This is a genomic window from Pseudomonas akapageensis (assembly GCF_011355085.1).
In the GTDB taxonomy this organism is placed as follows: domain Bacteria; phylum Pseudomonadota; class Gammaproteobacteria; order Pseudomonadales; family Pseudomonadaceae; genus Aquipseudomonas; species Aquipseudomonas akapageensis.
In genome coordinates this window covers 1-19,269 of the sequence record NZ_VXCP01000001.1, presented here as the reverse complement: position 1 = coordinate 19,269, position 19,269 = coordinate 1, and the positions used below count along the sequence as shown (strand labels likewise).

19 protein-coding genes and 1 pseudogene are annotated in these 19,269 nt (G+C 61.0%); 7 read left to right on the top strand and 13 right to left on the bottom strand.

Annotation, left to right across the window (positions count from 1 at the left end; translation table 11 throughout):
* Positions 1–26: 26 nt before the first annotated feature.
* The 6 genes from urtD to F2S13_RS00075 all read right to left on the bottom strand — a co-directional run bounded on the left by urtD (position 27) and on the right by F2S13_RS00075 (position 7,001).
* On the bottom strand, positions 27–902 hold the full coding sequence (gene urtD / locus F2S13_RS00100) for an urea ABC transporter ATP-binding protein UrtD (protein ID WP_166357762.1): 876 nt from the start codon (positions 900–902) through the stop codon (positions 27–29).
* On the bottom strand, positions 899–1,978 hold the full coding sequence (gene urtC, locus F2S13_RS00095; RefSeq protein WP_166357760.1) for an urea ABC transporter permease subunit UrtC: 1,080 nt from the start codon (positions 1,976–1,978) through the stop codon (positions 899–901). Before urtC ends, urtD begins: the two co-directional genes overlap by 4 nt.
* Complete coding sequence (urtB, locus tag F2S13_RS00090) at positions 1,978–3,474, bottom strand: urea ABC transporter permease subunit UrtB (RefSeq protein WP_166357758.1); 1,497 nt, start codon at positions 3,472–3,474, stop codon at positions 1,978–1,980. Before urtB ends, urtC begins: the two co-directional genes overlap by 1 nt.
* Positions 3,475–3,631: 157 nt before the next feature.
* A complete protein-coding gene (gene urtA, locus F2S13_RS00085; protein ID WP_166357756.1) occupies positions 3,632–4,897 on the bottom strand; it encodes an urea ABC transporter substrate-binding protein in 1,266 nt (421 codons plus the stop codon).
* Between the two features lie 353 nt (positions 4,898–5,250).
* The gene (locus F2S13_RS00080; RefSeq protein WP_166357754.1) at positions 5,251–6,525 is read right to left on the bottom strand and encodes a type II toxin-antitoxin system HipA family toxin; all 1,275 of its coding nucleotides are present in this window, start codon (positions 6,523–6,525) and stop codon (positions 5,251–5,253) included.
* Positions 6,522–7,001 (bottom strand): helix-turn-helix domain-containing protein, encoded by a 480-nt coding sequence (locus tag F2S13_RS00075; RefSeq protein ID WP_166357752.1) that lies wholly within the window; start codon positions 6,999–7,001, stop codon positions 6,522–6,524. Before F2S13_RS00075 ends, F2S13_RS00080 begins: the two co-directional genes overlap by 4 nt.
* Before the next feature lie 515 nt (positions 7,002–7,516).
* Between F2S13_RS00075 and F2S13_RS00070 the strand changes: the two genes are divergently transcribed.
* The 3 genes from F2S13_RS00070 (at position 7,517) to F2S13_RS00060 (ending at position 9,983) form a co-directional block, all read left to right on the top strand.
* Positions 7,517–7,804: a DUF6124 family protein gene (locus F2S13_RS00070; RefSeq protein ID WP_166357751.1), complete on the top strand. Its 288-nt coding sequence runs from the start codon at positions 7,517–7,519 to the stop codon at positions 7,802–7,804.
* Between the two features lie 490 nt (positions 7,805–8,294).
* A complete protein-coding gene (locus F2S13_RS00065) occupies positions 8,295–8,582 on the top strand; it encodes a DUF6124 family protein (RefSeq protein ID WP_166357750.1) in 288 nt (95 codons plus the stop codon).
* Between the two features lie 252 nt (positions 8,583–8,834).
* Positions 8,835–9,983 carry a DUF3472 domain-containing protein gene (locus F2S13_RS00060; RefSeq protein ID WP_166357749.1) on the top strand — a complete coding sequence of 383 codons (1,149 nt, stop codon included), beginning with the start codon at positions 8,835–8,837 and terminating at the stop codon, positions 9,981–9,983.
* Between the two features lie 98 nt (positions 9,984–10,081).
* Here F2S13_RS00060 and F2S13_RS00055 read toward each other — a convergent pair whose 3' ends face one another.
* From F2S13_RS00055 to cbiE, 7 genes are all read right to left on the bottom strand, one after another.
* A complete protein-coding gene (locus tag F2S13_RS00055; RefSeq protein ID WP_166357748.1) occupies positions 10,082–11,452 on the bottom strand; it encodes a PepSY-associated TM helix domain-containing protein in 1,371 nt (456 codons plus the stop codon).
* A 90-nt stretch (positions 11,453–11,542) separates the two neighbouring features.
* Positions 11,543–11,983 (bottom strand): DUF2946 domain-containing protein, encoded by a 441-nt coding sequence (locus tag F2S13_RS00050; protein WP_166357747.1) that lies wholly within the window; start codon positions 11,981–11,983, stop codon positions 11,543–11,545.
* Positions 11,984–12,002: 19 nt separating this feature from the next.
* Positions 12,003–12,482 (bottom strand): copper chaperone PCu(A)C, encoded by a 480-nt coding sequence (locus tag F2S13_RS00045; RefSeq protein ID WP_166357746.1) that lies wholly within the window; start codon positions 12,480–12,482, stop codon positions 12,003–12,005.
* 45 nt (positions 12,483–12,527) lie between these two features.
* Positions 12,528–12,917 (bottom strand): DUF2946 domain-containing protein, encoded by a 390-nt coding sequence (locus F2S13_RS00040; protein WP_166357745.1) that lies wholly within the window; start codon positions 12,915–12,917, stop codon positions 12,528–12,530.
* 195 nt (positions 12,918–13,112) lie between these two features.
* Entirely contained in the window at positions 13,113–13,847 is a 735-nt protein-coding gene (locus F2S13_RS00035) for a cobalt-precorrin-6A reductase (protein WP_166357743.1), read from the bottom strand.
* Positions 13,844–14,941: a cobalt-precorrin-5B (C(1))-methyltransferase gene (locus F2S13_RS00030; RefSeq protein WP_166357741.1), complete on the bottom strand. Its 1,098-nt coding sequence runs from the start codon at positions 14,939–14,941 to the stop codon at positions 13,844–13,846. The genes F2S13_RS00035 and F2S13_RS00030 overlap by 4 nt, the downstream gene beginning before the upstream one ends.
* Positions 14,934–16,145, bottom strand: a complete 1,212-nt coding sequence (gene cbiE, locus F2S13_RS00025; RefSeq protein WP_166357739.1) for a precorrin-6y C5,15-methyltransferase (decarboxylating) subunit CbiE — start codon at positions 16,143–16,145, stop codon at positions 14,934–14,936. Before cbiE ends, F2S13_RS00030 begins: the two co-directional genes overlap by 8 nt.
* A gap of 115 nt (positions 16,146–16,260) precedes the next feature.
* Here cbiE and cobG point away from each other — a divergent pair, with 115 nt between their 5' ends.
* The 4 genes and pseudogenes from cobG to F2S13_RS00005 form a co-directional block, all read left to right on the top strand.
* The gene (gene cobG, locus F2S13_RS00020; protein ID WP_281354523.1) at positions 16,261–17,601 is read left to right on the top strand and encodes a precorrin-3B synthase; all 1,341 of its coding nucleotides are present in this window, start codon (positions 16,261–16,263) and stop codon (positions 17,599–17,601) included.
* Positions 17,594–18,220 carry a precorrin-8X methylmutase gene (locus F2S13_RS00015; protein ID WP_166357735.1) on the top strand — a complete coding sequence of 209 codons (627 nt, stop codon included), beginning with the start codon at positions 17,594–17,596 and terminating at the stop codon, positions 18,218–18,220. The genes cobG and F2S13_RS00015 overlap by 8 nt, the downstream gene beginning before the upstream one ends.
* Positions 18,220–18,951 carry a precorrin-2 C(20)-methyltransferase gene (locus tag F2S13_RS00010; RefSeq protein ID WP_166357733.1) on the top strand — a complete coding sequence of 244 codons (732 nt, stop codon included), beginning with the start codon at positions 18,220–18,222 and terminating at the stop codon, positions 18,949–18,951. The genes F2S13_RS00015 and F2S13_RS00010 overlap by 1 nt, the downstream gene beginning before the upstream one ends.
* Positions 18,951–19,269: pseudogene (locus F2S13_RS00005) on the top strand (cobalt-precorrin 5A hydrolase); the annotation flags it as partial. The gene F2S13_RS00010 and the pseudogene F2S13_RS00005, both read left to right, overlap by 1 nt.

Below are 19,269 nucleotides of genomic sequence, written 5' to 3'. Positions count from 1 at the left end.
GGCATCCGGGAGGGCCTCATCGCGGTCTATCGACCCAAATACACCTCGATCACCCGATCATCCCCCTGCACTTGCTCCAGGGACCCCTCCGCCAGCACACTGCCCTGATGCAGCACCGTGACATGGTCGGCAATCGAGCCGACAAACCCCATGTCATGCTCGACCACCATCAGCGAGTGCTTGCCGGCCAGGCTTTTGAACAGCTCGGCCGTGAACTCGGTTTCGGCATCGGTCATGCCGGCCACCGGCTCATCGAGCAACAGCAGCTGTGGGTCCTGCATCAGCAACATGCCGATCTCCAGAAACTGCTTCTGACCGTGGGACAGCAACCCCGCCTGGCGATGCGTCGAACTGACCAGACGGATGGTTTCCAGCACTTCGTCGATGCGGTCTTTCTGCTCGCCACTCAGGCGCGCGCACAGGCAGGCCCACACCGATTTGTCGGTCTTCTGCGCCAGCTCCAGGTTCTCGAACACGCTGAGGGCTTCGAACACCGTCGGTTTCTGGAACTTGCGACCTATCCCGGCCTGGGCGATCTGCACTTCGCTCATTTGCGTGAGATTCAGGGTTTCGCCAAACCAGGCCTTGCCCTCGGTGGGGCGGGTCTTGCCGGTGATCACGTCCATCAGGGTGGTCTTGCCGGCACCATTGGGGCCGATGATGCAGCGCAGTTCGCCGACGCCGATATACAGGTTCAGCGCGTTGAGGGCCTTGAAGCCGTCGAAGCTGACGCTGATGTCCTCCAGGGTCAGGAGGGTGCCGTGGCGCACGTCCAGGCCCTTGCCGATAACCCGCTGGCCCAGGCCGATAGCGTCGCGGCTGCTGCCGGCGTCGCGGTTGGGATCAAAGGCCGGTTCGAGCATGAACTCGGGACGGGCAGCGGGTAGTGGAACGCCTCTCATTGTTCGCCCCCTTTCTTCATCAAGCCGAAAATGCCTTTGGGCAGGTACAGGGTGACGACGATGAATAACGCCCCCAGGAAGAACAACCAGTACTCGGGGAAGGCCACGGTGAACCAGCTCTTCATGCCATTGACCAGACCCGCGCCGAGCAGTGGCCCGATCAAGGTACCCCGCCCGCCCAGGGCGACCCAGACCGCCGCTTCGATGGAGTTGGTCGGCGACATTTCGCTGGGGTTGATGATGCCCACTTGCGGCACGTACAGCGCGCCGGCCAAGCCGCACAGCACGGCACTCAGTACCCAGACAAACAGCTTGAAACCGCGTGGGTCGTAACCGCAGAACATCAGCCGGTTTTCAGCGTCACGCAGGGCGGTCAATACGCGCCCGAACTTGCTCCGGGCCAGGCGCCAACCCAGATACAAACTCGCCACCAGCAACAGCACGGTCAGCAGGAACAACACCGCACGCGTCCCTTGGGCGGTGATGCTGAAACCGAGGATGCTGCGGAAGTTGGTAAAGCCGTTGTTGCCGCCGAACCCGGTCTCGTTGCGAAAGAACAGCAGCATCCCGGCAAAGGTCAGGGCCTGGGTCATGATCGAGAAGTACACGCCCTTGATCCGCGAGCGGAAGGCAAAGAAACCGAACACCAATGCCAGCAGTCCTGGCGCCAGCACCACCAGGCACAGGGCCCAGAGAAAGTGCTGGGTGCCGGCCCAGTACCAGGGCAACTCGCTCCAGGAGAGGAAAGTCATGAATGCCGGCAAGCCATCGCCCGCGGCTTCTCGCATCAGGTACATGCCCATGGCATAGCCACCGAGGGCGAAGAACAGGCCATGGCCCAGCGAGAGCAGGCCGGCATAACCCCAGACCAGGTCCAGCGCCAGGGCAACGATGGCGTAGCAAAGGATCTTGCCGACCAGGGTCAAAGTGTACGCAGAGACCTGCAGGCTGCTGTCAGCCGGCAGCAGCGACAGCAGCGGCAGGGCGAGCAGCATCAGCAGCACGATGCCACCCACGGCGAGGGAAGTTTTCGGGCCGGCTTTTTGCGCGGCGGTCACGATCAGCGGCTGGTTCATCAGTCGATCACCCGTCCTTTGAGTGCGAAGAGGCCTTGCGGACGTTTCTGGATAAACAGAATGATCAACGCCAGGATCAGGATCTTGCCGAGCACGGCACCGATCTGCGGTTCAAGAATCTTGTTGGCAATGCCCAGGCCGAAGGCCGCCGATACACTGCCGGCGAGCTGGCCGACGCCACCGAGCACCACCACCAGGAACGAGTCGATGATGTAGCTCTGGCCCAGATCCGGGCCGACATTGCCGATCTGGCTCAGGGCCACGCCACCCAGCCCGGCAATGCCCGACCCGAGGCCGAAGGCGAGCATGTCGACGCGTCCGGTGGGCACGCCACAGCAGGCCGCCATATTGCGGTTCTGGGTCACGGCCCGAACGTTGAGGCCCAGGCGGGTCTTGTTCAGCAGCAACCAGGTCAGCACCACCACGAACAGCGCAAAGCCGATGATGACGATGCGGTTGTAGGGCAGCACCAGATTCGGCAGCACTTGAATGCCACCCGACAGCCAGGCCGGGTTGGCCACTTCGACGTTCTGCGCACCGAAGCACAGACGTACGGCCTGGATCAGGATCAGGCTGATACCCCAGGTCGCCAGCAGGGTTTCCAATGGGCGCCCGTACAGGTGGCGAATCACGGTGCGCTCCAGCAGCATGCCAACGCTGGCCGTGACGAAGAACGCCACGGGCAGTGCCACCAGCGGATAGAGCGCCAGCGCGTCGGGGGCCAGGCGCTGAAACATTATCTGCACGACATAAGTGGCATAGGCACCGAGCATCAGCATCTCGCCATGGGCCATGTTGATCACCCCGAGCAGACCGAAAGTGATGGCCAGGCCCAACGCTGCCAACAATAGAATAGAGCCCAGCGACATGCCGCTGAAGGCTTGGCCGAGCAGTTCACCGAGCATCAGTTTGCGCTTGACCTGCGCCAGGCTGGTTTCGGCGGCGGTGCGCACGCCCGCATCGGTTTCCACGCCGGGGTCGAGCAGGGTTTCCAGGCGGGTGCGGGCCAACGGGTCGCCTGTCTCGCCGAGCAGGCGCACGGCGGCAAGACGCACGGCAGGGTCGCTGTCGACCAGTTGCAGGTTGGCCAGGGCCAGGGCCAGGGCGGCATGCACGGTTTCATCGGGTTCAGTGGCGAAACGCCGGTCGAGAAAGGCGACTTGGGCGGGTTGCGCGGTTTTTTGCAGTTGTCGGGCTGCAGCGAGGCGCACATCGGTTTTGCTGGAGAGCAGGCGATGGCTAGCCAGCGCGTTATCGACCAGACCGCGCAGGCGGTTGTTCAGGCGCAGCTTGCGTTCGTCGTCCGGCAGGCGGCCTTGTTGCAGCGCTTCGAGCAGGGGTAACCGGGATGCTTCCGGTTGCGCGGCCCAACCTTGCAGCAGGGTCGCCTGCTGGGTGGGGGGGCTGGTGATGAAATAGTCGGCTTCGCTGGCGTTTGCGGCTATTGGTAGCAGCAGTGCGATGCTGAAGATCAAGCGATAAAGGGCGGTCAACATATCAGTAGCCTGGCGCAAGATAGTAGCCGCTGCCGCCAGGCTGCGCTCGCCTGCAAGGCAGGCGCACGATCTCAAGATCGCCGGGGCCTTGCGGCCCAGCGCAGCCTTCGGCAGCGGCTACAAAATTGTCGTTAACGTTGCGAACGTCGCAAAGCCCTTAGTTACTCTTCACCGCATAATCCGGCTTCTTGTCGTTACCCGGAATAAACGGACTCCAAGGCTGCGCCTTGATCGGCTCTGCGGTCTGCCACACAACGTTGAACTGCCCGTCATCCTGAATCTCACCAATCATCACCGGCTTGTGCAGGTGATGATTCTTTTCATCCATGGTCAGGGTAAAACCCGATGGCGCCTTGAAGGTCTGCCCGGCCAGTGCGGCACGAACCTTGTCGACATCGGTCGTCCCGGCCTTCTCCACCGCCTGCGCCCACATATGGATGCCCACATAGGTGGCTTCCATCGGGTCGTTGGTCACGGCCTTGTCGGCGCCCGGCAAGTTTTTGGCCTTGGCGTAGGCTTTCCAGTCGGCGACGAATTTCTGGTTGACTGGGTTCTCCACCGATTCGAAGTAGTTCCAGGCGGCCAGGTTGCCCACCAGCGGCTTGGTGTCGATGCCGCGCAGCTCTTCTTCGCCGACCGAGAACGCCACCACGGGTACGTCGGTGGCTTTTAGGCCCTGGTTGGCCAGCTCCTTGTAGAAGGGCACGTTGGAGTCGCCATTGACCGTGGAGACCACTGCTGTCTTGCCGCCAGCCGAGAACTTTTTGATGTTCGCCACGATGGTCTGGTAGTCGGCGTGGCCGAACGGGGTGTAGACCTCTTCGATATCCTTGTCGGCCACGCCCTTGGAATGCAGGAACGAACGCAGAATCTTGTTGGTGGTGCGCGGGTAGACATAGTCGGTGCCCAACAGGAAAAAGCGCTTGGCGCTGCCGCCATCTTCGCTCATCAGGTACTCCACCGCCGGGATGGCCTGCTGGTTGGGCGCTGCACCGGTGTAGAAGACGTTCGGCGACATCTCTTCGCCTTCGTACTGCACTGGGTAAAACAGCAAGCCGTTGAGTTCCTCGAATACCGGCAACACCGACTTGCGCGACACCGAGGTCCAGCAACCGAACACCACGGCGACCTTGTCCTGGGTCAGCAACTGACGGCCCTTCTCGGCGAACAGCGGCCAGTTGGAAGCCGGGTCCACCACCACCGGCTCCAGCATCTTGCCGTTCACACCGCCCTTGGCGTTGATCTCGTCGATGGTCATCAACGCCATGTCCTTGAGCGAAGTCTCCGAAATTGCCATCGTCCCGGACAACGAATGCAGGATGCCGACCTTGATGGTTTCGGCGGCCTGAATGGTCCAGGTCATGCCCATGGCGGCAATCGATGCCGTCAGCGTGAAAGCCTTGATCAAACTACGACGCTTCATTGTGCGATCTCCATGTACTTTGAGTTTTTTGTGGCAGAGGGCGACTTCTGAAGGGGGCTGTAGCAAGGGGTGTGCCGGAATGCGTGCGAGGCTCTGGAGTGGCGTTTTCGGGCGGATTTTGGTCGTGGCGCTGCACCACGGGAGGGCTGATCGAAGGGTGAGGTGCAGGCAAGCGCGCCTCGTTGGTGCGTTGCTTTCGAGTGAGGTAGCGACGCAACTCACGTAGCCGCTGCCGCAGGCTGCGCTCGGCTGCAAAGCAGGCGCACGATCTCGAGAGCCCCGGGGGACCTACCGGTCCCAGCGCAGCCTGCAGCAGCGGCTACGGAGCTGCAGTGAACCCATGCTTGAGTTTCTTATTGACTAGCGAGATGAAACGCCGGCGCCATATGCTCTTGTTCCCGAGACGACAGTTTCAATCGACTGGCGAGCGTGGGCCATTGGCTGACGATTGACTGGAATCGTTCGATGATGTCGTCAGCATCCGTTTTCGATACTCGGAAGAATCTGGCAACAGAGCGAACAAGGTCCATGTCCAGCGAGTTGTCGGCTTCGTTGATGTTCAACTTCAAACCATAAGCGTCGGGCACAGGGTTCATGTCGTATGCCTGCGAAAGACGCCAACCTTTGCCGGGTACTAGGATGAAGCCATGATTGCGCAGGTGATCATCGGTGTTTGAAACCAACAGATTGAAGACGATGCGCGACCAGAGCTCCCGGAGGTCAATATTGGTCTGCGCGCCATGGTTGATGAGGACCTGCGCCAGTTCAAGATAACTGATACCGGTTGATGCATCGTCGCCGTCTACATGGCCAGTAAGGGTCATAGCGGAGGCGAAGTGCAGCCTGCGACCTGTCTCGGTGCGGTCAAAGCGCTTGACCCGGAAGCAGTGGTGTTCATTCGCGTACCTGGCTGCTTCGCCTTTGGCAACGCTGAGTCCGCATGCCTTGGCCAAGGCGTTGACCACCAGCTCCCAGGCGCCGACATCGTACTCATCACGCACGCTGGGAAACTTGGCGATCCACAAGTGGCCCTGGTTATCGACGACGCTGGCTTTGGGTCTGGCACCGCCAAGGGAGCCACCTGGAGCAATCAACATGCGTAGCCAGGTGTCACCTTGGGCCGAGGTGTTGTCGGTGTCTCGTTCCAGGGCAAGACTGGCAGCCTCCAGCTCTCGAAGCTGAATCAGGGGAGGCGCGGCCATGCCTTCACGGTCATCGAGGAATGGCCCGCTGTCATTGAGGCGAAATCGTAAGGCGCCCACGCGATAGGTATCATGTACGCCCAGTAGATATTCCGATTCGTACAAGCGAGCATTGGGTTCAACAGTCCCCGCTCGCTTCTCGCGCTCCAGGCGGCGTTTCATGAGCATTCTGCCCCAGCGATCTGGGCAGGCGTCTGCAAACACGCCGAAGGTTTCGCGGCCTTGCTCCGGATATTGATGGCCTTCGAACAGGCCAATACGCGGGTCCAGCTGAATACCGAGCAAAATCGGGTTTCGCAATGCAGCCGGGTCATATTCGAACTCGAACAGCTCGGCGCTCCCGCTTTTACGGGCATGGAGCAGGCCAAGTCGCAGTGGTGCGTCGAGGCCTTCCCAGTCGGCATAAACGGCGATGGGCAAGCTCATTGGCCAGCATCCTCCGGTGATGCTTTTCGCGGTTGCACGATCAACGCTGAAAGGTCTTCGGAGCTGATGGAGTACAAGCCCTCATCTTCGGCGGCCTGTGGAGTGGCGGGTGTTTGTTTGCGGCGGGAAGGTGCGGAGCTTATGGCCAGGTTGGAAGGTGTCGCACCCGGCTTTTTGAGTGATTTCCCTTTCACCATGGCCACATCTTGCAAATGCCTGCCGACTTCGTCCGTCCCGGCTAGGTGAGCGATGTCTTTCTCAAGGCCCAGCACCTGCATCACCGACAGGTAGGCGCCGATGGTGACGCCTGCACCACCGCGCTCTAGTGCGCGCAAGGTCATTTGCGACATGCCTGAGCGCTCGGCTACCTGCTTGGCCGTCAGCTTGCGACGTAAGCGGGCAAGACGTAGCCGCTCTCCGAATTCGCTGAGCAATGCGCTGGTAGAAGGCAATAGTGGGGCGGTTTTCTTGGCCATGATGCAATTATTTTGGAATGGATGTTGGGATAGTGAAAGAATATTAGCACTCATGTGGGCGTGTACGGCTTAGAGTTTTGAGTGCAAGTATTGCGTAATTGTTTTCCTTGAATAGCTAAAATATTTGCACTTTTTGGTGGTTTTTTGGTTGGCGGTCAGCGGCGACGGCTGGTTTGTAGGTGGTTTCGTTATTTCGTAGACGGCATTTCCCAAGCATAATCCCCACGCCTTGAGCGCTGTTGTGCCTGTCTTTTTGGGTGGCTAGTCTTGCCCGGTCGTTGCAAATTCAACGGCCGGATTTAGCAGTCCGATTAATACGTCAGGCGCAGAGTGCCTCCAAAGCCCATTGCAGGTGCTTGTTTCATGCTCGCAATGATGCTCTATGGCAGTTGTGCGTGGGGCACCTTCGGGTGCGCCGGGTACCTGACGTCCCGGTCTGCTAACCCGCGTACAGCTGCCACCTCTTCGTTTAGCAGCGAGCCGTGGCGGTTTCACTTAACGTCAGGAGTCGCACCATGGTCAAACCATCACCCAACCCGCCCCAAAACCCTGTCACCCGAGCGCTGACCTTCGGTCATTGCCCAGGCAGCAACTTGCTCTTCAGTATCCGCGAAAACATCCCACTCGAAGAGGCCTTGGTCCACGCCTGTGATCACTTGGGCTGCGCCACCGCGACCGCCGTCGAGGTCGCGAATAACTGCCCGCCGGAACTGCAGTCGCTGGCGCGCTCGGTCATGCATCAGCTCGATGTCGCCAAGGCGCTGGTGGAGGCGTCCATCGCTGGCATTGAAGTCAAGGCCTGAGAATAGGCTGAATTGGCCCGCTGTAGCCGCTGCCGCAGGCTGCGCTCGCCTGCAAAGCAGGCGCACGATCTCGAAATCGCCGGGGGACCTACCGGTCCCAGCGCAGCCTACGGCAGCGGCTACAGGCCGGGGATTGTTTGTCGAGATGATTCTGTGGGTGAATTCGCTATTTTGTGAGCGGCATTTCCCAAGCATAATCCGCCCGCCTTGAGCGGTGTTGTGCCTGTCTTTTCGGGTGGCTAGTCTTGGCCGGTCGTTGCAAATTCAACGATCGGGTTTAGTCGCCCGAAATCGAAGTCAGGCGCACAGCGCCTCCATAACCATTGCCGGTGATTTTCATGCCTGTAATGAGCGTTTTATGGTGGCTGTGCGTGGGGCACCTTCGGGTGCGCCGGGTGCCTGACTTCCCGGTCGACTAACCCGCGTACAGCCGCCACCCATCGTTTAGTCGCGGTTTGTGGCGTCTTCCATCAATGTCAGGAGTCGCACCATGATCAAACCATCACCCAACCCACCCCAAAACCCTGTCACCCGAGCGCTGACCTTCGGTCATTGCCCAGGCAGCAACTTGCTCTTCAGTATCCGCGAAAACATCCCACTCGAAGAGGCCTTGGTCCACGCCTGCGATCACCTGGGCAGCGCCACCGCGACCGCCGTCGAGGTTGCGAATAACTGCCCGCCTGAATTGCAGTCGTTGGCACGGTCGGTCATGCATCAGCTCGACGTCGCGAAGGCGCTGGTGGAAGCGTCCATCGCTGGTATTGAAGCCAACGACTGAAGGAACCTGGGTTAGCCAGACTGTCGTTCCCTGATCAGCCAGCTTCTGTACGAGCTGGCTGGTCAGCAATGGCTACAGTCTGGCGCTCCAGCGTACCCGGTTCCGTTCCTTAGTCCCCAACGCAATCACAGTACCTGTCCGTTGTATACCTATCAACTTTGCTAGTTACTTACTTAACACATCACGCGTTAGTGTCCACGAGCAGTATCCCAACTGAACAGTACAAAACCTTAACTCGGGACGGATCTCAAAATGGAAGCCAGCGCTCGACAATCAAAGCCACAAACCCGCACTACACTTACGCTTTCATTAAAAAAACTTATTTTCCTAGTGTTTACGATTTTGACAACGTTATCCGCACAATCTGCGTTCGCAGTTATAGCAGGAGGCATGGCCAGTATCGCAAGAAACTTTCCATCTGTTCCGGGTGGATATTCCGACATGGAGTTTCAAATAACGGTAACGAAAGACCCCGGATATAACGGTAGAACGTACTGGGCTCACCAATTTCAATTTGGACCGGACGGAGGTTATATCGGACTTCAGCGCCAGAATGGGGATGCGAAAGGATTGGTGTTCTCAATCTGGGGCGCAACCAGCTGGACAAACGGCAGTGGCAGTTGTGGTCATTTTAGCCATGAAGGAAGCGGAGTTGGGTGTGGTATGAACTATCCCTGGCAAGAAGGAGTTTTATACAAATTGAAGGTAGCCAGAACTGCACCCTCCGCTTGGACAGGATCGATTATCGACACTCGCACCGGTCAACAAACTACCATAGCAACCATCCGTGTGCCTGATAACTATGGAGGACTCGTTTCGCTTGGGGAATGGGTAGAAAACTATGCGCAAGGCAATGAACAGCATGAGTCGTGCGATGCAGTACCGACGGCTGTCGCAGCATACGGCATTCCAACAGCAAATGGTGGATCAGTCCTGCCCAGTGCCAGCAGCGCCTGGACATATGGACCTTGTGAATCGATTGCACAAACAACATGCACAGCGGACCAAACCTGCACACTAATCGTAAGTCCACGAGGCGTAAATATCAAACAAGACGATGCGTGTCTCATCTCTGAAAGTGGCTTGTCGCCACGGTATGTTTTGGCTCGTTCAGGTACAGTGAACTGCAGCAGTAGCAAGGCCTCTTGGAAATTGAGTGACGGCAGGCTCAAACAGGACAACCTACCAATGGTGGTCAGCAGCCAAATGTCAGAACTCGCTGAAGTTGGCGTGCCATCAGATGCGGGGCCAGCATTGACTGTGGAGTTTATGAGCGGTAGCAAACTGAAAATACGTAATCGCGATAAATGTTTAACCAGGACGGGAGGTGCGGGATCGCCTGCAGCGACGTTGCGTACTTGCGGTGCTGAGAATCAGGAGTGGGACGTGAGTGTCCCGTAGTCCATATTGCTCACACAGACCAAATTTATGTTGGTTCTTCGCGGCTGTCACCAAGTGACAGCCGCTTTGCCGATCAGGCCAAACAAGCAATCAAGGTCTCAGGCCATCTCCACTTTCTGGCCCAGTCGCGACAACAATCCCCAATCCAACGCCCAAACCGCAACCAACGAAACCCCCACCAACGGAAACGCCACCCCCAACCCAATCATGACCACAATCGCCGTCTTCCACTTCGGCAAATCATGACGCAGCGGCGGCACGCCGAAGCTGCCTTGCGGACGACGCTTCCACCACATCACCACGCCACTGACGGCACTGAGCAGAATCATCAGACAGATCACCAGCACGATGATCTGGTTGACCGGGCCAAACATCTTGCCTTCGTGCAGCATCACGCCCACTTCAGTGGCACGGGCAACGTTGCCGTAGTCCTGCCAGCGCACGTCGGCCAGCACCTTGGCGCTGTATTGATCGATATGCAGGGTGGCATCGTTGCGGGGGTCGTCGGCGAACACGGCGATGGTGAAAACGCCCTCGGCGGTGCTCGGCAAGGTGATGCTGTAGCCGGGCGCGACGCCGTGTTCGGTGGCGAGATCGACGACCTGCTGCAGGCTTACTTGCGGTGCAGCTGGTGCAGTGGCTGCGGTGTTATGGCCAGCGTGTTCAGCGTGTGCACCCGATTGCGGCATGGGCGTGTTTTCCATTGCCCATGGCACGGTCTGGCGGGTGGCGGTGTTCAGTACCCGAGCCTCTTGATCGGACTTGGGCACGTCGTTCCACATCAGCGCGGGGAAGGTGTTCCAGACCTGGGCGAACTGCTTGCCCCAGACGCCGGTCCAGGTCATACCGCTGAGCAACATCACCAGCAAGAAGGCGCCGCCCCAGAAGCCGATGACCGCATGCAGATCACGCCAGAAAACACGGCCCCGGCTGTACAGGCGCGGCCACAGTACGCCACCGGCCACCTTGCCGCGCGGCCACCACAGATACATCCCGGACACCACCAGGACAATGCCCCAGCCTGCGGCCAGCTCAACCAGCCGGTCGCCGATCGGGCCGATCATAAGTTCGCCGTGCAGGGCGCGGGCGATGGCTTGCAGGTTGTTCTTGGCATCCTGTTCACCGAGGAGTGTGCCGGTGTACGGGTCGATAAAGACATTGAGTTCGCGCCCGTCCTGTTTCACCACGAACTGGGCACTGCGCTCGGCACTCGGCGCGGGCAGGTACTGGTCGACATGGCCCTGTGGATAAGCGGCCTGCACCCGACTCAATTGCACATCGGCACTGAGGGTGTGATGGCCGGCGTTTACTGTCATCAGGTCGCTGTACATCAGCGGGTCGAGCTGTGGTTTGAACAGGTAGATGATCCCGGTCAGGGCCAACAGGACCATGAAAGGGGCAACGAACAGCCCGGCATAGAAATGCCAGCGCCAGGCCAGGTTGTAGAACGAAATTTTCGGCTTGCTCATGAGCTTGCTCCACGTGTTGCAAATAGGTCGCGCGCAGCCGACTGCGACTGTCTGAGCAGTGCTTTCAGATTCGGCAACGTGATATTTGAGTCAAACGTGAGCGAGTGCTGGTGGGGCGCGGGTGCGTGCACCGGGAAATACCGCTTGGAGGGCATGGCCCTGTTGCGGTTGGAGGGAGAGGTCGGTGGTTGCCGAAGGTGTGTCGGCGGCTACCAGACTAAGCGCCTGGGGCAAGGCCGGGCTATGGAAGAGCAAGCTGCAGTAGCCGCACTTTTCCCAGAGCGCGTGCAGCTTGCCCGAGTTGCCGCAATGCTCGGGTGGGTGGCCCGCATCGTGGCAGTCGGGGGCGGCCGTGCGCATGTCCATGTTTTGGTTCATGGACATCGGCATGCGGTGATCCATCGGCATCGCTTGAGAAATCAGCGGGCCGATGAAGATCATCAACATTGCAAACAAACTCAGCCAGGAGCCGCTCGCCGTCTTCGCGTGACGGTGATGCAATCCTGATGGTCTGGCGCCGGGTCTGCGCATAGGGGTCACCGATCAGCGATCAATGCTGTATTTCTTGTGCCCCGTTATCGTTCGGGGCTTTCTTTTGTACGGTGACCTCGACGGTCAAATCGCCGGCCTTCTCGAAATGCAGGGTCAGCGGGAAGCGCTTGCCATCCTGCAACAGGCTGCGATCCTTGAGTTCCATCAGCATCACGTGGTGGGCCATGGGCGCGAAGGTCACGCCACCTCCGGCGGTGATTTCCACGCTCTGGACCTGCTGCATCTTCATCATGTCGCCATTTTTCACATGCTCGTGCAGCTCGGCCTTGCCCGCGATGGGGCTGTCGACGCTGAGCAGGCGGTCGGCGCTCGTGCCCTTATTATGGATCATAAAATAGGCGGCAACGGTGGGTGCGTTTGGCGGCAGCTCCATGGACCAGGGTTGAGCGACTTCCAGGTCGCCGACGCTGTATTCGTGGGCATTGGCAAAACAGGCAGGCAGCAGCAGGGCGGCCAGAACGAGTGCTTTCTTCAGCAAGGTGATTCTCCAGTCGATTCAGGACACAGGGATGTGCGAGGTGAATCAGGCCAGAGGGGATGCGCGCGGGTTGAGACTGGGCCACTGCTGGCGTGGCGAGGGGGTGATGGCCGGTGCCGTGGGCACCTCCACAGTGAAGTCAATGTGCGCCAACATCAATCGGGCCGAATGCCCCGGCAAGGCCACCAGCGGCGCGGAACCTGAGCAGCACCAGCAGTGCTGCATGGTCGAGTGATCGTTGCCTTGTGTGGAACCCTGGTCAACCTTGCCCAGTGAGATGGCGACCAGGCGGCTACCTGAGCCCGAGCAAAACGAGCCCCATAACAATTGCTCGACCTGTGGTTGCGGCGAAGCACCGGACATGGGCATGGCCAGCATGTTGAACAGCACTGCGAAGCAGGCGATCCAGGCATAGGCGAGCCGGTGTCGGGGCATGGGCAGGTCCGGGTTGGGGTCAGTGAACGGTGGCCATTTAGCCAGAATAGACGGGATAAGTAAAAATGCGGGGCTGTGGTGGGGTGACGCAATGGATTGTTTTTTGAAGGTCGTTTTTGTGTTGTCTGGCAGGGCCTCATCGCTGGCAAGCCAGCTCCCACAGAGATACGTGTCAGACCGATGATTTTTGAACGCTCATGCCTTCTGTGGGAGCTGGCTTGCCAGCGATGACGTCAGTTCGCTCACCGCAAGAAACTCCTGATCCACCTTCGGGAGGGTTGGCCGCTGCAAAATCATTACAGGCACCCCACGCTCCCGCGCAACTTCCAGCTTGGGCTCGGTAGCACTGCTGCCGCTGTTCTTGCTGATCAACACATCGATCTGGCGACGCTTGAACAGTTCGCGCTCATCCTCCAGCCGGAACGGCCCACGTGCCCCCATCACTTCGCAGCGCTCATTGCCAGGAACCGAATCGAGTGCACGTAAAGTCCAAAACTGTTCGGCAGGAATTTCACCAAGGTGCTGCAACGGCTCCCGCCCCAGCGTAAACAGCGGCCGCTTGAACGGCGCCAACGCCTGCATCAACTCAGCCCAATCCGCCACCTCACGCCAGTCATCCCCAGGCTGCGGTTCCCAGGCCGGACGCCTCAACGCCCAGCACGGGATGCCCGCCAGACGCGCCGCGTTGACCCCGTTATGGCTGATCTGCGCCGCATAGGGGTGAGTAGCATCGATCAGCAGGGTTATCTCTTCGGCACGAATGAACGCGGCCAAACCTTCTGCGCCACCATAGCCACCAACACGAACCTGGCAACGCAGGTCGGTCGGTACCCGCCCGATACCAGCCAGGCTGTATATATGCTCCGGCCCCAACGTGCGAGCGATCGCCAGGGCTTCGGTCACGCCACCGAGCAACAGAATGCGTTTCATGAAAAGGCTCCTGCGTGGCCGACGATGCCACCCTGGCGATCAATGGCGAAAACTTCTACCTGCACCTGCGCCGGCACCACGCTGCGGGCGAAGTCCAGTGCGTGCTGGCACACCGCATCCCCCAGCGCGATGCCGGCGGCGCTGGCCAGGGCGAGGGCCTGTTGGCTGGTGTTGGCCTGGCAGATGGCGGTTTGCAGCTCGGCATCTGCGCCGATGGCGGCGGCCCACTCGGCCAGTTGTGGCAGGTTGATGCTGGAATGGCGGCTGTGCAGGTCCATGTGTCCGGCAGCCAGTTTGCTGATCTTGCCGAAGCCGCCGCACAGGCTGAGTTTTTCCACCGGGACTTTGCGCAGGTGCTTGAGCACGGCACCGACGAAGTCGCCCATTTCCACCAGGGCGATTTCCGGCAGGTTGTAGACCCGGCGCATGGTGTCCTCGCTGGCGTTGCCAGTGCAGGCGGCGATGTGCAGGTAGCCGTTGGTTTTCGCCACATCGATGCCTTGATGAATCGAGGCAATGTAGGCCGAGCAGGAAAACGGTCGCACGATGCCGCTGGTGCCCAGGATCGACAGGCCGCCAAGAATGCCCAGGCGCGGGTTCATGGTCTTTTGGGCCAGGATTTCCCCGTTCTCGACGTTGACCGTCACCTCGAAGCCGCCGGCATAAGCGCATTCGGCGGCCAGTTGTTGCAGGTGTTCGCACATCATCTTGCGCGGCACGGGATTGATCGCCGGTTCGCCAACACCCAGCACCAGGCCGGGGCGGGTTACGGTGCCGACGCCAATGCCCGCGAAAAAGCGCACACCGGGCTCGGCGCACAAGCGCACCTGGCTGTAGAGCAATGCGCCGTGAGTCACGTCCGGGTCATCGCCGGCATCTTTCAAGGTGCCGGCCTCGGCACCTTCCCCAGCCAGGCGGCAGAATTCCAGGCGCATCTGCACCTGCTTGCCCTTGGGCAGGGTGATCTCCACGGCGTCGCTGGCCTGCCCCGTCAACAGCAAGCGTGCGGCTGCCAGGCTGGTGGCGGTGGCGCAGCTGCCGGTGGTCAGGCCGCTGCGCAGGGGGACGGGGTGTTCGCCGGTTTCGTCACGCATCGTGGGGCTTGATCGCTTCGAGCAGGGTGATGGGCAGGGCCTGGCGCCAGGTGTCGAACTCGCCCAGCGGCTGGGCCTGGGCGATGTGGATACGGGTCAGTTCGCCACCGTGCCGTTCGCGCCAATCGACCAGGGTCAGTTCGCTTTGCAGGGTGACCGCATTGGCCACCAGACGTCCGCCGGGGCGCAGTTGTTCCCAGCAGGTCTGCAAAATGCCTTCGCGGGTGACGCCTCCGCCGATGAAGATGGCATCGGGGCGTTCCAGTCCTTCCAGTGCCTGCGGTGCCCGGCCACGGATCAGTTGCAGGCCCGGCACGCCCAGGGCATCGCGGTTGTGTTCGATAAACTGCTGGCGCCCGGCATCGGCCTCGATGGCCAGGGCGCGGCAGCTGGGGTGGGCGCGCATCCACTCGATGCCGATCGAGCCGCTGCCGGCGCCAACATCCCAGAGCAGTTCGCCCGGTTGTGGGGCGAGGCGGGCGAGGGTGATGGCGCGTACGTCGCGCTTGGTCAGTTGGCCGTCGTGCTCGAAGGCTGAATCCGGCAAACCGGCCAGCGGCGACAAGCGCGGCGCATCTTTTGCCGCCCGGCACTCGATGGCGACCAGGTTCAGTGCGGCGATATCAGCGGCTTGCCAGTCTTGCGCCAGCGCCTGAACGCGCCGTTCGGCACTTCCGCCCAGATGTTCCAGCACCGTCATGCGGCTGGGGCCGAAGCCGCGTTCGCGCAGCAGCGTGGCGATGGCCGCCGGGCTGCTGCCATCATTGCTCAGCACCAGCAGGCGCACGCCGCTGTAGAGGTGGGCGGCCAGGGCGGCCACGGGCCGGGCGACCACGGAAAGGGTGATGATATCTTGCAACGGCCAGCCAAGACGGGCTGCTGCCAGTGAATAAGAGGAGGGTGCAGAGAGGATATTCAACTCCTCGACCGGCACTTGCCGGGCCAGGCTGGCGCCCACGCCGAACAGCATCGGGTCACCGCTGGCCAGCACGCAGACCGGCTCGCCACGCAATGCCAGCACCGGCTGCAGAGAAAAGGGGCTGGGCCACAATTGGCGTTCGGCGCCGATGCAATGCGGCAGCAAGTCCAGCTGACGCTGGCCGCCGAATACCCGTGAAGCGCCCAACAGTGCGCGCCGGGCATTCTTGCCCAGGCCGCTGAAGCCGTCTTCACCGATTCCCACTACTGTCAGCCAGGGCGACATGCGTTTTCCTCATTACGCTAATCCGACAGGCAGGCTTTTCATGCTGTCCGACAAAGCAGGCATAATACCGCGCCTTCACCACTGAAGCGCCTTTTCCCATTTGCCGGGTGACCTTTTGAACGAGCCTTCGTCGGCCCGCACCACCTCTGATGCCCTGCGCCCCTCGGCTTGCCCGGGGTTGTTGCGTATCGTTGCGGCATTGGATGGCGGCATCTCGCGGATCAAGCTGGCTGGAGGCGTGCTCGACGCGACTCAGGCCGAGGCAGTGGCCACGGCCGCCGAGCGTTATGCCGGCGGGGTGATCGAGGCGACCAACCGTGGCAATTTACAGATCCGCGGGATCGGCGAGCAGCAGGCGCCGCTGATCGAGATGCTGTTGGCCGCAGGCCTCGGACCGTCCCAGGCAGCGGGCGACGATGTGCGCAACCTGATGCTGAGCCCGGTCGCGGGGATTGACCGGCAGATGCTGTTTGACACCCGCCCCTTGGCTACGCAGATTCTGCACTCGCTTGAATCGACCACGCGCTTCCATCAACTATCGGCCAAGTTCGCCGTGCAACTCGATGGCGGCGAGGGCATGGCCATGCTCGAGCATCCCCATGACCTCTGGCTGTCGGCGTTGATGCTGGATGGTGAGGTGTGGCTGGCATTCGGTCTGGCTGGTTGCCTGGCGAACACAGCGCCTCTGGGCGCGGTACCTCTGGCTCAGGGGCATGCGCTGGTGTTGGCGGTACTCAATCGTTTTCTCGACCTGGCCCGACCCGAGCAGGCGCGAATGCGTCAATTGCTGACCGAGATTGGGATGGGCGCGTTCGTGGATTCGCTGGCCATACCCCTGCGACGCGACCCGGCAGTGTTGCAATGGCGTCGCCAGCCAATGCCGGCTGACCTGCACCTGGGTACGTATCCACAGCACGAGTCGGGTTTGGTCGCCGTCGGCGCGGCACCGCCGTTGGGACGGCTCAACCCGCTCCTCTTGCGCGGGGTCGCACATCTGGCGGCAACGATGGGTGATGGCAGCCTGCGGCTAACGCCCTGGCAGAGCCTGTTGCTGCCCAATATTGCACTTGAGCGAGCGGCTGAAGTCAGCCGCAAGCTGAGTGACCTGGGCCTGCTCTGCGAGCCGAACTTGCCGCTGGCGCGCATGGTGGCCTGTACCGGCTCTGCCGGCTGCGGCAAAGGCCTGGCGGATACCAAGGCCGATGCGCTGCTGCTGGCCAATCTTCTGCAAGAGCGTGGCCCGGCTGCCAGCGTGCATTTGAGTGGCTGCTCACGGTCCTGTGCCATGGCCCATGTCGCTCCGGCGACCTTGCTGGCCGTGGCGCCCGGCCGTTATGACCTATTTCTGCGTGCCCCAGGGCTTCCGGGCTTCGGTGCCCTGCGGGCGCGCAACCTCACACTAGAAGCAGCAGGCGCATTGCTCGATGCCTGTTCACGGAGCAACCTCGATGATTGATTACATCCGCGATGGTCAGGAGATCTATCGCAATTCCTTCGCCATCATTCGTGCGGAGGCCCGGCTCGACACCATTCCTGCGGACCTGGAAAAACTCGCGGTGCGGGTGATCCACGCCTGCGGCATGGTCGAGGTAATCGAAGACCTGCGCTTCTCGCCAGGTGCCGGCAAGGCCGGGCGCGATGCGCTGGCGGCCGGTGCGCCGATTCTCTGCGATGCGCGGATGGTCGCCGAAGGCATTACCCGTGCGCGGTTGCCGGCCAACAATGAGGTGATCTGCACCCTCAAGGACGAAGGCGTGCCGGAGCTCGCGCGCGAGCTGGGTAATACCCGTTCGGCCGTGGCCCTGGAGTTGTGGCGGCCGTACCTGGAAGGCAGTGTGGTGGTGATCGGCAATGCGCCGACCGCGCTCTTCTATCTGTTGGAAATGATCGATGCTGGCGCGCCAAAACCTGCGCTTATCCTGGGCTTTCCGGTGGGGTTCGTCGGTGCGGCGGAGTCCAAGGCCATGCTCGCGGCTGACAGCCGTGGTGTACCTTTTGTCATCATGCAGGGTCGCCGTGGCGGTAGCGCCATGGCGGCTGCTGCCGTCAATGCCCTGGCCACGGAGGTCGAATAATGCAGCCGCGCGGACGTTTGCTGGGCCTGGGCGTAGGCCCCGGCGACCCGGAACTGATCACTGTCAAAGCCCTGCGTCTGCTGCGTGAGTCGCCAGTGGTCGCCTACTTCGTGGCCAAGGGCAAGAGGGGCAATGCCTTCGGCATCATCGAGGCGCACTTGCAGGATGCTCAGGCGCTGATGCCGCTGGTGTACCCGGTGACCACCGAAGCGCTGCCGGCACCGCTCTCCTATGAGCAAGTCATCAGCGACTTCTACGACGCCGCGAGCCTTGAAGTGGCCGCGCACCTGGATGCCGGGCGCGATGTGGCGGTGATCTGCGAGGGTGATCCGTTCTTCTATGGCTCGTACATGTACCTGCACGATCGCCTGGCCGAGCGTTACCAGGCCGAAGTGATTCCGGGTGTCTGCTCCATGCTCGGCGGCGCCTCGGTGCTGGGCGCGCCTTTGGTGTATCGCAATCAGAGCCTGTCGGTGTTGTCCGGTGTGCTGCCCCATGAAGAGCTGAAGCGGCGTCTGGCCGATGCCGACGCGGCGGTGATCATGAAGCTGGGCCGCAACTTTCCCAAGGTGCGCCAGGTGCTGGCTGAGTTGGGGCTGGCCGAGCGGGCCTTGTATGTCGAGCGGGCGACCATGGCCAATCAGAAAATCGTGCCGCTCGATGAGGTCGATCCGCAGTCCTCGCCGTATTTCTCGTTGATCATCGTTCCCGGTGAAAGGTGGCAAGGTTGATGGCTCGTCACACACCGGCCATTGTCATCCTTGGCAACGGCAGCCTGGCCACCGCGCGCAGGATTCAACAGCTGTACCCTGATGCACTGATTCATGGGTTGGCCGAGCGGGTGACCGAAGCGGACCGTGTCTACCATGAGTTCGGTACGACCTTGCGCCAGCTCTATCAGCAAGACACCCCCATCATCGCTTTGTGCGCGGCGGGTATCGTCATTCGCAGCCTGGCTGGCGTGTTGCTGGAGAAGGGGGCCGAACCTCCGGTTCTGGCCGTGGCCGAAGACGGCAGCGCCGTGGTGCCGCTGCTGGGCGGGCTGGGTG